Raw genomic sequence first — 14,824 nt, 5'->3', positions numbered from 1 at the left:
TCCTCCAGTTGTTCCAACAAGTACCAGTATCATACAGCCAACTTGTGGAACTCCATCAGGAAGTATAGCGATAGTAACCCAATCTGGTGTTGAATACAGTTTGGATGGAATAACGTATCAATCATCGAATACCTTTACAGGATTGGCACCTGCAGATTATACATTGTATGTAAGAAATTTTACTGACAATACATGTGTTACTTCCTCAGTCACCAATATAACAATTAATGCAGTGCCAGTAATATTAGTTCCAACAACTGCTAGTGTTATTCAACCAACATGTGCAACTCCATCAGGAAGTATTGCAATAACAACTCAGTCTGGTGTTGAATATAGTTTGGATGGAGTAACTTATCAGTCATCGAATACGTTTACAGGATTGGCACCTGCAGATTATACATTGTATGTAAGAAATCTTGCGGACAACACATGTCTAAATTTATCAATCTCACCAATAACAATTAATCAAATACCAAATCCTCCAGTTGTTCCAACAATGGTAAGTACACTTCAACCAACATGTGCTGTACCCTCTGGAACTATAGTAGTGGCTGCACAATCTGGTGTAGAGTATAGCTTGAATGGAACAACTTATCAAACTTCAAGTATGTTTTCTGGATTAGCTCCAAATGATTATATCTTATATGCAAGAAATATTACTGATAATACATGTTCTGTTCAAAGTACTTTAAGTGTAACAATCGATCCTCTTCCCCCATTACCGCTAACACCAACATTGGCACAAATTACACAGCCAACTTGTTTACAGCCTATGGGTAGAATTCAGATTACTGCACAAGCGAATGTCCAATATAGTTTAGGAAATGGATATCAAGATAATCCAGAGTTTTTAAATTTAGCACCTGGAAAATATACAATGAGTGTGCGATTTACAAATAGTATTGCTTGTATAAGTACTGGTTCTCAAATAACTATTAATCCTATTCCGCCACAAATTCAATTTCAAATTTCAGGAGAATGTGATTCTAAAGATTATGTTTTAACTGCAAGTCCAATTGCATCTTCGTATGATTCAAGCAATGTTGATTATCAATGGAAAGATAGTACTGGAGCTCTTATTGGAACAAATTCTAATGTTTTAAATGTATCTGATGTCATTGCATCTACCTCAGGGCAAGAGGTATTTCCTATTAAGTATAGTTTAACTGTAAAATCGATTGCAACTGGTTGCGAAACAACTGATAATGTTACAATTGAATCTATTTATTGTAATATCCAAAAAGGAATTTCTCCTGATGGTAATGGGTCAAATGACTATTTTGATTTAAGATTAATGGATGTAAAAAATTTAGAAATATTTGATAGATATGGTATTAAAGTTTACAATCAGACTAATTATACTGATCAATGGAAAGGTCAGTCCGACAAAGGAAATGAGCTTCCAAGCGCAACCTATTACTATGTGATACAATTCAATAATGGAGAAACAAAAACAGGTTGGATTTATTTAATCAGAGAAAAATAGTAATTAATAAATTTATAGGTTATGAAATTTTCATAGACTAATAAATCGAAAAATAAACAGATATGAACAAAATATTTTTGACGTCTCTTTTGGTTCTTATTACCTATATGGATGTAAAAGCGCAACAAGATCCACATTATACCCAATATATGTATAATATGAATGTAATTAATCCAGCGTATGCAGGATCAAAAGAAAATATTTCTTTTGGTCTTTTGTACCGAAAACAATGGGTAAATATAGAAGATGCTCCAACGACTTTTAGTTTTTCGGGACATACACCCGTAGGTAAAAATGTCGGTTTAGGGTTGTCGTTTATTTCTGATAAAATAGGTCCGGTTACGGAACAAAATGTATATGGCGATTTCTCTTATACTTTGAAATTAGGAGATGTACAACGATTAGCTTTTGGATTGAAAGCTGGTGCCTCTTTTCATAAAGTAGGACTTAGGGATATACAATCTAGTTTGCCAGATCCTTCTGAAGGTATTTTTGGAGAAGATATAAATGATGTGGCATTAAATTTAGGAACAGGTATTTTTTATTACACGGATAAATATTATGTATCATTATCGGTGCCTAATATGTTAAAAGCAGCACATTTGGATTATAATGGGCGCGAATACGGTTCAGATGTATCTCACTATTTTTTAACAGGAGGATATGTGTTTGACCTTAATTATGAGTTGAAATTTAAGCCTTCTTTTATGTTGAAGTCTGCATTTAATGTAAAACCTTCTCTCGATCTTTCTGCCAATTTTTTATACCAAGAAAAATTTGAAATAGGTGCTACATATAGATTAGAAGATAGTTTTGGAGCAATGATTAATTTTGCAATAACACCGGAATTAAGAGTAGGCTATGCTTACGATCATGTTATTTCGGATTTAAAAGTTACTGCGCCATCTTCTCATGAATTCATATTATTATATGATTTGTTTGTTCCTAAAAAAGTTTCACGTTCTCCAAGATTTTTCTAATATTAAATTTATAATTAATGAAAAAATATACCCTATTGTTCTTTTTTGTGCTTAATGTAATTTCCCTTACAGCACAAAATAAAGATACTAAGAATGCAGATGAGTTATTTGACAGATACGAATATGTTCAAGCGGTTAAAGAATATTTAGCTTTAGTTGAAAAAGAGAAAGCAGATTTATATGTGTATAAGCAACTTGGAGATAGTTATTATAACATGTATAATTTTGTTGAAGCTGAAAAATGGTATAAGCAAGCTGTAAAAACTAAACAGGATGCAGAAACATATTTTAAATATGCTCAGGTGTTAAAATCTAACGGTAAGTATGCAGAATCTGATGTTCAAATGAAAGTATTCGCAGTTATGTTACCAAATGATGAAAGAACCAAGGTATTCAATGAAAACCCAAATTATCTCTCTAAACTTGAACAGAAAGAAAAATTATTTATACTGGAGAAAATAAATATTAATTCTGAAAAATCTGATTTTGGAGCTATACTTTATAATAATGTGCTCTATTTTGCGAGTGCAAGAAATGAAAATGGAAAAATCTATGGATGGAATAACGAACCTTATTTGGATCTTTATCAATCAAATTATAAAGAAGAAAACGCGACTTATTCAGAGCCAACGCTAATTTCAGAATTAAACACACCTTACCATGAAGGTCCTTTGACGATGACTAAAGATGGGAATACAATTTATTTTTCCAGTGAAAGTTTTAAAGACAAGCTATTTGAAAAAGATAAAGCAAAAAAAATAAAATACGGACAGGTAAGTTTGTATAAAGCTGTTAAAGAAAATGATAAATGGACTGCGATTACTGCACTTCCATTCAATAGTAAAAGTTATTCTACCGGAAATCCATCTATTGACAAAGAAGGAAAATTTCTTTATTTCGCTTCAAATATGCCAGGATCAATTGGAGGAACTGATATCTGGAAAGTAGCAATAAATTTAGATGGGAGCTTTGGTTCACCCGAAAATTTAGGAAATAAAATAAATACAGTTGGGGATGAAAACTTTCCTTTTGTTACGGACGATTCTGTTTTGTATTTTTCTTCGAATGGTCTAACAGGTTTTGGCGGTTTAGATGTTTTTGCTATGGACTTGAATAAAAATGAGATTCCAAATAATATTGGAAATCCTGTAAATACAGAAAAAGATGATTTTGCATTTACATTTAACAAGGAAAAAAATATTGGATATTTGTCCAGTAATCGATCTGGTGTAGATCATATTTATAGTGCAGTGCCAGTTTGTAAAGGGCATATTTTAACTACAGTAAAAAATGCAAAAAACAATGCTATTTTAGCTGATTCCAGAGTAATTATTTTAGATGGAAATAATACTATTTTAGATACTAAAATATCTAATGAAAAAGGAGAAGTGTCATATGAAGTTGATTGTCAAAAACCATATTTATTAGAAGTTCACAAAGATGGATTTATTACTAAATCATTTCCGGTTTCTAAAATTGAAAAAGGGACTGTGAGTATTGATGCTGCTATAGATCCAATTGAGGTTATAGTAACTGAAAAAGAAATCATATTGAATCCTATATATTTCGAATACAATAAAAGCAATATAACTAAACAAGGAGCTACGGAACTCGATAAATTAGTTTATGTAATGTCACAAAATGATAAGTTGGTTATTTATGTTAAGTCTCATACAGATTCAAGAGGTAGTGATGTTTATAATTTAGATCTTTCTGATAGAAGAGCTAATGCTACTATACAGTATATCATTTCAAAAGGAATTAGTGCTGATAAAATATCAGGAAAAGGCTTTGGTGAATCTGAACCAAAAGTGGCTTGTGGAGATAATTGTACTGATGATGAGCATGCGTTAAACAGACGTTCAGAGTTTATGATTATTAAATAAAATTCAATCGGAATTTTAACAAAAAGAGGATGTTCAATTGAACATCCTCTTTTTGTTTATTGTTAAATTAGTTAAATTTTTATAGTTTATTAACCATGAATGGTTTCGTTTTTACCATAATTGGTAATGATGGAAGTTTCAAATTCAATCCATGCCGCCCATCGTTTGTCTACATCAATATTATCTGCATATTTTCGTGCAAAGCCCAAGAAAGTGGTATAATGTCCAGCTTCCGAAATCATAAGATCACGATAAAAAGTTGCTAATTCTGGGTCTTTTATGTTTTCGGATAGGACTTTAAAGCGTTCGCAACTTCTGGCTTCAATCATGGCAGAAAATAACAATCGATCGCATAAAGCATCTTTTCGACTACCATCTTTTTTCATGAATTTGAAAAGTTCATTTACATAATGGTCTTTACGCTCTCGTCCTAAAGTTAAACCTTTACTTTTTATTAAGTTATGAACCAATTGGAGGTGATCTAATTCTTCTTTTGCTATAATCAACATTTCGGTTACTAATTCCTCTAATTCAGAATTGTAAGTAACTAAACTTATCGCATTTGAGGCTGCTTTTTGTTCGCACCAAGCGTGATCGGTCAAGATTTCTTCAATATTTGATTCAACTATATTTACCCAACGTGGGTCTGTGGCTAATTTTAATCCTAACATCTTATTGGAATTTATTTAATGCAAAATTAGTCTTTTCTTACTGATTTTTCTTTGAAATGATGTAATTGCCATCTAAATAGTATTATTTTGCAATTGAAATATAATAATTATGAACCAGGTTCAAAAGCTTTTAATTATCGGTTTTGTTTGGCCAGAGCCCAATTCATCAGCTGCAGGGGGAAGGATGATGCAATTGATTTCACTTTTCAAAGAGCAAGGATTTAGCATAACGTTTGCAAGTCCAGCACAGAATAGTGATTTCATGGTCGATTTAGAAGTTTACGAAGTTGATAAAAAATCAATTGAGTTAAATAATTCTAGTTTTGACATCTTTGTAAAAGAACTAGATCCAACAGTAGTTTTATTTGACCGTTTTATGATGGAAGAACAATTTGGTTGGCGTGTTGCCGAAAATTGCCCTAATGCATTGCGATTATTAGATACTGAAGATTTACACTGTTTGCGTTTAGCACGACAAAAAGCATTTAAGGGAAATCGGTTATTTAGTGTGACAGATTTGTTTGTTGAAGATGTTGCTAAACGAGAAATTGCAAGTATTTTACGTTGTGATCTGTCTTTGATGATTTCTGAATTTGAAAAGGAACTGTTAGAATCCGTATTTAAAATTGATAAAGGGTTGTTGTATTATTTACCTTTTTTATTGGAACCAATCGTGATTGCCCAGCTTCAAGAATTACCTTCATTTGAAGAACGAAAAAACTTTATTTTTATTGGAAATTTTCTTCATGAACCTAATTGGAATGCAGTTCAGTATCTTAAAGAAACGATTTGGCCATTAATTAGAAAACAACTGCCAGAAGCTATTTTGCATATTTATGGAGCATATCCTTCGCAAAAAGTATTGCAATTTCATAATGTTAAAGAAGGGTTTTTAATTATGGGTCGAGCGAATGATGCACAAGAAGTTGTAAAAAATGCCAGATTAGTTTTGGCTCCTTTACGTTTTGGTGCTGGAATAAAAGGGAAATTATTGGAAGCGATGCAGTGCGGAACGCCAAGTGTTACTACAATTATTGGAGCTGAATCAATGCTTGGTGATTTACCTTGGAATGGTTTTGTTACGGATAATATAGCTGATTTTGCTGATGCGGCAGTGCGATTGTATCAAGATAAGATAATTTGGCTTAAAGCCCAACAAAACGGAATTACAATTGTCAATCGACGGTATTTGAAGGAATTATTCGAGGATGATTTTGTAAAAAAAGTTAAGATGCTACAAGCCGATTTACAAAAACATCGTTTGACTAACTTTATGGGAGCTATGTTACAACATCATACGTTGAACAGTACAAAGTATATGTCACGTTGGATAGAAGCAAAGAACAAATAAAAAATCCCGTCAAGTTCTAAAACAAGACGGGATTTGTATTCTTAAGACCAAGTTATTACGCAAGCATCGTAACTGGGTTTTCTATGAATTGTTTCAATGTTTGTAAAAATTGAGCTCCTGTAGCACCATCAATTGTTCTGTGATCGCAAGCTAAAGATAACATCATTGTATTTCCTACTACAATTTGACCATTTTTTACAACCGGTTTTTCTACAATAGCTCCTACTGAAAGGATTGCAGAGTTCGGTTGGTTGATGATAGAATTAAATTCAGTAATACCAAACATTCCAAGATTAGAAACGGTAAAAGTACTTCCTTCCATTTCAGTAGGTAATAATTTTTTGTTTTTAGCTCTTCCTGCAAGATCTCTTACGCTACCGCCAATTTGAGATAAACTCATAGCATCTGTAAATCGCAATACTGGAACTACAAGTCCGTCTTCAACAGCAACAGCAACTCCAATATTTACGTGATGGTTAATGATGATGACATCTTCTTTCCATTGTGAATTTATTTTTGGATGCTTTTTCAGTGCTAATGCACAAGCTTTTATCACCATGTCGTTAAAAGATACTTTTGTATCCGGAACGCTGTTAATGATTGTTCTTGATTTCATTGCTTCATCCATAGTTACCTCTATTACTAAGTTGTAATGTGGAGCTGTAAATAGAGATTCTGCTAGACGTTTAGCAATGATTTTTCGCATTTGCGAATTCTTGATTTCTTCTGTGAAAACTTCTCCTGCCGGAACAAAAGGTTTTGCAACAGCTACAGTTTCTGTTTTCGCTGGTGCAGCAGTTGTTGATGCCGCAGCCGAAACTTGTGGTGTGAAGTTTTCAATATCGCTTTTTACGATACGTCCGTTTTCACCAGAACCTTTCACTTGAGTCAGTTGTATTCCTTTATCACTTGCAATTTTCTTTGCTAATGGCGATGCTAAAATTCTTTGTCCGTCAGTAGATGCTTCTTGTACAATAGGATCTGCTGCTTTTTCAGCTGGTACTGATTTTGCTTCTTCAGTTGCAACAGGAGCTTGTGGAGCTCCTCCAGTTTTATAATTTTCAGCAATACCGCTAATGTCAGTTCCTTCAGGTCCAATAATGGCTAAAAGACTGTCAACAGGTGCAGTATTCCCTTCTTGAATTCCTATGTATAATAAAGTTCCTTCGTTGAAAGATTCAAATTCCATTGTTGCTTTATCCGTTTCGATTTCAGCAAGAATATCACCTTCGGAGACTTTATCACCTACTTTTTTCAACCAAGTAGCAACTGTACCTTCGGTCATAGTATCGCTCAATCGAGGCATTGTAACTACAATTACTCCTTTTGGTAAAGAAGCTGCAGGAGCAGTTGTTTCTTCTTTTTTAACTTCTGGAGCTGCTGCAGTTTCAGCAACGGCAGGTTTAGCTTCTTCAGTTGCGGGAGTTGCTTTTCCAGCTATTAAAGCTGAAACATCTTCACCTTCATTTCCTATTATTGCTAATAAAGAATCTACCGGTGCTGTTTCTCCTTCTGGAATACCAATATATAAAAGAGTTCCTTCATTAAAAGACTCAAATTCCATTGTTGCTTTATCGGTTTCAATTTCTGCAAGGATATCTCCTTCGCTGATTTTGTCACCTACTTTTTTTAGCCAAGTCGCTACCGTTCCTTCCGTCATCGTATCGCTCAAACGAGGCATTGTTATTATTGTTGCCATAATTGATTTATAGTTTATGAGGTAAAAATGGATAGTTTTCTTGATCGTATACTACGTCGTATAATTGTTGGATTTCAGGGTAAGGTGATTCTTCAGCGAATTTTACGCATTCTTCAACTAAATCTTTTACTCTTTGATCAATTGCTTCAATCTCTTCCTCAGTAGCATATTTCTGATCTTTAATTACATCTAAAACTTGTGTAATTGGATCTATTTTTTTGTATTCTTCTACTTCTTCTTTCGAACGGTATAATTGTGCATCAGACATGGAGTGTCCTCTGTAACGGTATGTTTTCATTTCAAGGAAAGTTGGTCCATCACCACGACGTGCTCTATCAATAGCTTCTGTCATTGCTTCAGCCACTTTTACAGGATTCATTCCGTCAACTGGTCCGCAAGGCATTTCGTATCCTAAACCTAGTTTCCAGATATCAGTATGGTTTGCAGTTCTTTCTACAGAGGTTCCCATAGCGTAACCGTTGTTTTCAACGATAAATACTACTGGAAGTTTCCATAACATAGCCATGTTGAACGCTTCGTGTAAAGAACCTTGACGAGCAGCTCCATCACCAAAATAGGTCATAGTAACACCACCTGTACCGTTGTATTTATCTCCAAATGCCAATCCGGCACCTACAGGTATTTGTCCACCTACAATTCCGTGTCCACCATAAAAACGGTGTTCTTTTGAGAAAATGTGCATAGAACCACCCATTCCTTTAGATGTTCCTGTAACTTTTCCCATTAGTTCAGCCATTACTCGTCTTGGATCAACACCCATTCCTATTGGTTGAACGTGATTTCTGTAAGCAGTAATCATTTTGTCTTTTGTCAAGTCCATGGCGTGTAATGCACCTGCCAGAACGGCTTCTTGACCATTATATAAGTGTAGAAATCCTCTAACTTTTTGTTGTATGTATAATGCTGCAAGTTTGTCCTCAAACTTTCTCCAAAGCAGCATGTCTTCATACCACTTTAAATAAACTTCTTTTGTAACTTCTTTCATCTGAATTAATTCTTTTGCTAAAGTGTTATTGTATTATCAATTGGTACCATAACGCAAAATAGTTTCCTCCCACAAATTTGCGAATCGCAAAAATAAGACATTCCAACTAAGAAGTAAAATTTATACGCTAGTTTTTGGTTTTTTTTACAAGAACTTTTTATCAAACATAAATGGGAGCAAGTTTTTTAGGGATGCAGATTTGTAAATAGCTCCTATTTCTCCCATAAAATAGATTTCTATAGGGGTGTCTTGTTTTATTTCATATTCTGCGATTGATTGTCTACAGGAGCCACAAGGAGGAATGGGGGTAGTCGTTTTATTTGTGTCTGAAGCAGCTGTTATGGCCATTTTTAAAATTTTTGCATCAGGATAAATTGCCCCTGCTTGAAAAATTGCCACACGTTCTGCACAAAGACCAGAAGGATATGCTGCATTTTCTTGATTTGAGCCGAGTATAATTTTTCCATTGTCTAAAAGAATAGCGGTGCCGACTCTGAATTTAGAATAAGGAGCATATGCTTTCTTTCTGACAGTTATAGCTTGTTCCATTAAATTTATTATGTCATTTGGCAAGTCTTCAACGGAATCAAAGACATTGAATTGTGTAGTAATGGTAATTTCTTTCATTCTTTTTACAGGAAAAAAAATCCAAATTTCAACGATATGAAATTTGGATTTGTTGTTATATTTAAAATTTACTTTATTTAATATTCATCATACTTGTCGCCAAAATTGAAAGTAAGTGAAAATCTAAGTGTGTTTTCCAAAGGGTTTTTTACTTTCGATGCAGAGAACAAATAGGAGACATCCACTTTTACAATTGTATATTTAAATCCTGCTCCAAGAGAGAAAAATTGTCTCGCTCCTTTTAAAGGACTTTCGTGAAAATATCCCATTCGCATGGCAAATGAATCTTGGTATAAATATTCAGCACCTGCTGCATAGGTGAATTCTTTTAATTCTTCTTTAAATCCATCTGGAGCATCACCAAATGATTTAAATACACCGGATACCCAACTAATAGAACGATAATCTTGTTGGTTTTGAGCTCTTTCCTCACTGGTAACTGTTCCGTCTCCATTTAAATCTGGGTTTTGTGGAGTGGGTACTAATAATTTATTGAATTCTAGATTTAAAGCTACTTTATTATAATCATCTAATATGAAATCAAAACCAGTTCCTATTTTTAAATTTGCGGGAAGAAAATTAGTGCTAAATTCATCATTGTCATAACTTATTTTTGGGCCTAAATTTTGAATGTTAAATCCTGCTCTCCACCTTCCGTTAAAGTCAGTATAAGCTATTTCTTCTGATTGATAGAATCCTGCCACATCAACTGCAAATGAACTTGCTGGTGTAGCATCACCATTGTCAGATGCCACTTTTAGACTGGAATGAATATAGCGTCCGGCAACAGCCATAGAGAAACGTTCACTTAATTTTAAAGAATATGATCCGTCAAGAGCAAATTCATTTGGAGAAACTATCCTTGGAACTTCATCTGGATTACCAGTTTCACGAAGTTCTATGTTACCTAAACCAAAGTATCTAAAGCTTCCTGCAAACGCGCTTCGCTCGTTCAGTTTGTTATAATAAGTTAATTGTCCTAATGAAATATCGTTTACTAAATCAGTAAGGTATGGGGTGTAACTCACAGAGAAGCCTTGCTTGTCTATTGCAAAAGCATATTTTGCTGGATTCCATTGTTGTGAAAAAGCGTCTGCGGATGATGCAACACCTATATCAGCCATACCTGCAGCTCTTGCATCAGCAGATACTAATAAAAATGGAACTCCTGTTGTTATGACTCTATCTTGTGCTTTAGCTAATGAAACTATAAATAAAAAGATAAAGACCGACGTAATTTTTTTCATTATTGTAAGAATATGGGTTAAACAAATATAGTATTTTATTAAAGTATTACAAGTTTTTCAAACTTTTCAACCTTTTTATTTGTCAAGTTCGATTTTACCGTGAGTTTGTAAATATAAACTCCTTTCCCAATTTTGCTGCCAAAATCATCTTTACCATCCCAAGTGATTTCTTTTGATAAAAAACCTTCGGTTAAAACAACCTGGTTTTTAGTCCAAACCACTTTTCCTGTTATCGTCATAACTTGAACCTGGACGTCTAACGCTTCATAAGGTCTGTTATGAGTAAACCAAAATTCAGTGTAATTCACAAATGGGTTGGGATAATTCAAGACATGAGTCAATGTTATCGTTTCATCACCAACTACTACAAACTGAATCTCAGTAATTATGGGGTTATTATACACATCCCATGCTTTGAAAGTTATAGTATGCAAGCCGACTGATAAATTACGTAGCGGAAACCGAAGTGTTCCACTAGTATAATCATCTAATTTTGTTTGATAATAATCATTTAAAATGTAAGGATTATTCACATCGCCATCTAATATTGCAACAATGTCATGACCAATTCCACTGGCTGTGTTTATACCATTTTCATCTTCAAGAAAAGCAAGTAGGAAAGGCGATTCATTAGTTGTGCCTCCCGAAACAAAAGTCTCGTCATTCATATATAACTTCACTCTTGGACTAATATTGTCCGCAACTGCATTTTCATTAATTCCTCCCACTTTTATACTGGTATTATAGCCCGTTTCATTTTCTAATATTTGATTTTTTTTGGCGTAAAAACTGATTCTTCCGTTGGCTAATGGAATTCTAATGTCTCGAGGAACAACAAAACTAAATTCAAATTTACCATTAGTGACAGATGCATTTCCTCTAAAAATGGTTTCACCCAAAACATTAAAATTTATCGGGGTACTATTTCCATCATTATTAAGTGTTGTTCTTGGAATGATTTTGTCAAAAATGGTTGTGGAGACTTCTCCATTGTAGTTTGTAAGCAGATTGTTGTTTTCGTCTGTAATTTCTCCAGTCAATTTAATTTTGGCTAATGATTTGAAATCATCAACGGGTTGAGAAATTGAAACGTCATTTACTTTAGTAAGACTTATTTTAGGTTTGGGTATAGCAAGCATTAATGCGGGATCGCCAATATAAAAAACTACATTAGTCGCTGAATTTGGATTGCTGTTTTTGGAAAGTCGCAATGTTTCAGCAATGGAAGTATATTGGTTAGAGCCAAATGACAATAAATTTTCAGAAAGAATATCATTGAAATTTTCCGCGTTATATTGGCCTATTGCCCGTATGGTTGTAATCATTGCAATGGCTCCGCCTTTGGGGTTCCAGTAGGTATATTCGCCAGCAGTTGGTCTGGAAGGATTGTCAAAACGGGAAAATTCACAAGTGATGGTTATAAATAAAGGATATTTGTATTGGTTACTTAAATTTTGGCCATCTGATTTTTCCCAAATGCGTTCGCTTGATAAACCATCTTCTCCGCCATGTCCTAAATAATTAAACACTAATGCTCCTTTTTCGAAAGCATTAAAAAGATCAGTTCTCGCTTTTGGATATCTAAAACCTCCTGCGGAAGCTTCTTGAACATAGGAATCCAATATTATTTTATTGACATTCAAAAATGGTTTTTCGGTAGCAATGATATCTGCTAAGTTGTTTTGACGGGTTTGAAGACTTGCGTCCGAAGATTTATCAGCATCGTCTGAAATTAAAACAAAATTATTTCTCCAGCTTCCGTATGATTTTAAATCATAGTATTCTATAACTTTATTTACCATTTCATCAGCTTGTGCAGCATCATTTATGAGCATTCTTCCAACTGCAATGTCAATTCCTCCAAAATAAGAAACTATATTTCCTTCATTAGCATCCATCAGCCCAAAAAAATCATCGGAAGCAAAGGAAGTTTCCCCCGAAGTATTGCTGTTTAAGGAATGATAAATAGGAACTACATTGGTGTTGTTTGTAATTCGGTTTTTGAAATCATAGGATGCATCGCCAAAAAGGTTTACATATTTTATTCTTTTATCAGCTGTCGATGCGTTTTCATAAATATATTTCACACAATTCCTAATAGCAGAAATGTCCTGTTTTCCTGATGAAAATTCTTTATAAATAGATTCAAGAGATATTACTTTTACATTTAGATTAGAATTGATACGATGGAAATTAGCTAATTTTTCAGCTTGTGTCGTTAGGGAATTTGGAGTTATAATTATATAATCAATATCTTGAAATTGGCCTTGATTATTTTTAAAAAGTGTTCCTTTTAAGTTTTGATTGGCAATTTTTGTTTTACTGTCTTTTAAAGGAGTATAATAGTCTGAAGCATCGACTGCAATGTATTTTCTGAGTTCGCCCAAATTAGCTTTGAAAGTAAAGGAACTTTGATTTGAATTTTCAATTTTGGTTACATTGAATAAATCGGTTACATCCCAAACTTGAGAAATTCCAGTTGCATTAGAAACGGAATAACTTACAATACCGGAACTAGAATTTGACAAGTCGTATTGAAAAATAAACTGTTTTCCATAACCTTGAAGTTTTCTTTTGGCGATAAGTCTAATGTAGTCTAAATATCCTTTTGAACCAGGAACGCTATTGTTGTTATAGGTTAGCTTTATTTTTACGTTTTCGGAACCACTAAAAGTTGTGTTTTTTGGTAAAATGGCTAAATTAAATTCGGTATCTGAATTCGTATTTAAAGATGGAAATGATATGTTTCCTATTTCTTGGCCATTTGCCGCTACCTTGAATGAAGTAGGAGTGAAAGCAGCAGAAGCAGTTGTTGCCATAATTTTTATTGGCGTTGTTGAATCGTAGTTTGGAAAATTAAACTCAAATTCTTGCTCTTGATTGATGTCAAACGATTCTCCGAACCATTGCCGACCAAGATGTGCAATATTTACAAGATCTAATTCATGGTATTGATGATCGTCAAATGTGTCTAATGTTAATGAGCTGTTTCCTGTAGGTTGGGTCATTTCAGGAATTCGTTTTCCATCGTCACCTTGAACGGTTATATAATAGTAGGACTTTGTATCATACAAGTTATTGAAGGTTTGACTTTCTTCATTCCAAGTATCTAATCCTTCGGCATAAAATAAAATATAATCATCGTTATTTAAAACACCGTCGCTTTCGCCAATAATTTGAATTGGATTTTCAGTTAAATCAGATGGATAATCAATATTATTTGACAAAGGCAACATTTTACCGCCGTTGCCGTAAATTTTTATTTTTTTTGGGTCAATACTGTTTGTGTTGAGTCCTAATTGCTGCAAAAAGCTTTTTGAAATTTTATAAACACCGGATTTTTCAACGTAAAATTGATACCAATCTCCGGAAGCTAAAATGGAATTAGAAATGATATTCGTGCTTTTGTTCGATTGAGAAATTCTCGAAGAATTGCTTTTTATACTGTAAGAAAATGATTTGATTCGTTTGTAACCCAAATCATCTTTTACGATTGGTGATAAAGAAAGAAAAGCTTGTCTAAGATTTCTTGAGTTGTTGATTTTTAATGAACTATTTGGGGTTTTTGGAATGTTTTCCAAATCCAATTCTCCAAGTTGAGAAGCTGTAATTGATTCGTATACTATGTTTGTAATTTGTAGGTCGTTTTCATCAAAAGAAGCTGATTCTGATATTTTAAGGGAATAGGTAATTGCTTTTTTTGAAAAATCAAAATAATAACTACTTCCGCTAAATTGAGGAACTGTCGCTTTGAAATCTCCAAAAAACATTTCCTTTTTTTCTAACCATTCGATGGTTACATCACCTTTAATTTGTGCAAAAGAAACGAAAGAAATTAGGGATAAATAAACCAGAATTATTTTTTTCATTA

10 protein-coding genes are annotated in these 14,824 nt (G+C 33.6%); 4 read left to right on the top strand and 6 right to left on the bottom strand.

Annotated elements, in window-relative coordinates:
• The 3 genes from ACM55H_RS10940 to ACM55H_RS10930 form a co-directional block, all read left to right on the top strand.
• Nucleotides 1-1,486 (top strand): gliding motility-associated C-terminal domain-containing protein (locus tag ACM55H_RS10940; RefSeq protein WP_416836517.1); only part of this gene is annotated, 1,486 nt, incomplete at its 5' end.
• 62 nt (nucleotides 1,487-1,548) lie between these two features.
• On the top strand, nucleotides 1,549-2,466 hold the full coding sequence (locus ACM55H_RS10935; RefSeq protein ID WP_416836516.1) for a PorP/SprF family type IX secretion system membrane protein: 918 nt from the start codon (nucleotides 1,549-1,551) through the stop codon (nucleotides 2,464-2,466).
• Between the two features lie 17 nt (nucleotides 2,467-2,483).
• Nucleotides 2,484-4,352 carry an OmpA family protein gene (locus tag ACM55H_RS10930; RefSeq protein WP_416836515.1) on the top strand — a complete coding sequence of 623 codons (1,869 nt, stop codon included), beginning with the start codon at nucleotides 2,484-2,486 and terminating at the stop codon, nucleotides 4,350-4,352.
• Between the two features lie 89 nt (nucleotides 4,353-4,441).
• Here ACM55H_RS10930 and ACM55H_RS10925 read toward each other — a convergent pair whose 3' ends face one another.
• Nucleotides 4,442-5,023 (bottom strand): MiaE family protein, encoded by a 582-nt coding sequence (locus ACM55H_RS10925; protein WP_143388478.1) that lies wholly within the window; start codon nucleotides 5,021-5,023, stop codon nucleotides 4,442-4,444.
• A 109-nt stretch (nucleotides 5,024-5,132) separates the two neighbouring features.
• On the opposite strand from ACM55H_RS10925, the gene ACM55H_RS10920 reads away from it, so the two are divergent.
• On the top strand, nucleotides 5,133-6,374 hold the full coding sequence (locus ACM55H_RS10920; protein WP_416836514.1) for a glycosyltransferase: 1,242 nt from the start codon (nucleotides 5,133-5,135) through the stop codon (nucleotides 6,372-6,374).
• Between the two features lie 55 nt (nucleotides 6,375-6,429).
• Here the strand turns inward: ACM55H_RS10920 and ACM55H_RS10915 are convergent, their stop codons facing one another.
• The 5 genes from ACM55H_RS10915 to porU form a co-directional block, all read right to left on the bottom strand.
• Entirely contained in the window at nucleotides 6,430-8,073 is a 1,644-nt protein-coding gene (locus ACM55H_RS10915; RefSeq protein WP_416836513.1) for a pyruvate dehydrogenase complex dihydrolipoamide acetyltransferase, read from the bottom strand.
• A 7-nt stretch (nucleotides 8,074-8,080) separates the two neighbouring features.
• Nucleotides 8,081-9,079: a pyruvate dehydrogenase (acetyl-transferring) E1 component subunit alpha gene (gene pdhA, locus ACM55H_RS10910; protein ID WP_035668263.1), complete on the bottom strand. Its 999-nt coding sequence runs from the start codon at nucleotides 9,077-9,079 to the stop codon at nucleotides 8,081-8,083.
• 144 nt (nucleotides 9,080-9,223) lie between these two features.
• The gene (gene cdd, locus ACM55H_RS10905; protein WP_416836512.1) at nucleotides 9,224-9,706 is read right to left on the bottom strand and encodes a cytidine deaminase; all 483 of its coding nucleotides are present in this window, start codon (nucleotides 9,704-9,706) and stop codon (nucleotides 9,224-9,226) included.
• A 77-nt stretch (nucleotides 9,707-9,783) separates the two neighbouring features.
• Nucleotides 9,784-10,953 carry a type IX secretion system outer membrane channel protein PorV gene (porV, locus tag ACM55H_RS10900; protein ID WP_416836511.1) on the bottom strand — a complete coding sequence of 390 codons (1,170 nt, stop codon included), beginning with the start codon at nucleotides 10,951-10,953 and terminating at the stop codon, nucleotides 9,784-9,786.
• Between the two features lie 38 nt (nucleotides 10,954-10,991).
• The gene (gene porU, locus ACM55H_RS10895) at nucleotides 10,992-14,822 is read right to left on the bottom strand and encodes a type IX secretion system sortase PorU (RefSeq protein ID WP_416836510.1); all 3,831 of its coding nucleotides are present in this window, start codon (nucleotides 14,820-14,822) and stop codon (nucleotides 10,992-10,994) included.
• Nucleotides 14,823-14,824 lie beyond the last annotated feature (2 nt).

Origin of the sequence: Flavobacterium cryoconiti (assembly GCF_048158645.1) — a bacterium.
In the GTDB taxonomy this organism is placed as follows: Bacteria; Bacteroidota; Bacteroidia; order Flavobacteriales; family Flavobacteriaceae; genus Flavobacterium; species Flavobacterium cryoconiti.
This window is presented reverse-complemented; position numbering and strand designations above follow the sequence as displayed.

Coding starts and splice junctions, on each gene's coding strand:
- cdd (WP_416836512.1), bottom strand. CDS start 9,706: ATGAAAGAAATTACCATTACTACACAATTCAATGTCTTTGATTCCGTT.
- pdhA (WP_035668263.1), bottom strand. CDS start 9,079: ATGAAAGAAGTTACAAAAGAAGTTTATTTAAAGTGGTATGAAGACATG.
- ACM55H_RS10925 (WP_143388478.1), bottom strand. CDS start 5,023: ATGTTAGGATTAAAATTAGCCACAGACCCACGTTGGGTAAATATAGTT.
- porV (WP_416836511.1), bottom strand. CDS start 10,953: ATGAAAAAAATTACGTCGGTCTTTATCTTTTTATTTATAGTTTCATTA.
- ACM55H_RS10935 (WP_416836516.1), top strand. CDS start 1,549: ATGAACAAAATATTTTTGACGTCTCTTTTGGTTCTTATTACCTATATG.
- ACM55H_RS10930 (WP_416836515.1), top strand. CDS start 2,484: ATGAAAAAATATACCCTATTGTTCTTTTTTGTGCTTAATGTAATTTCC.
- ACM55H_RS10915 (WP_416836513.1), bottom strand. CDS start 8,073: ATGGCAACAATAATAACAATGCCTCGTTTGAGCGATACGATGACGGAA.
- porU (WP_416836510.1), bottom strand. CDS start 14,822: ATGAAAAAAATAATTCTGGTTTATTTATCCCTAATTTCTTTCGTTTCT.
- ACM55H_RS10920 (WP_416836514.1), top strand. CDS start 5,133: ATGAACCAGGTTCAAAAGCTTTTAATTATCGGTTTTGTTTGGCCAGAG.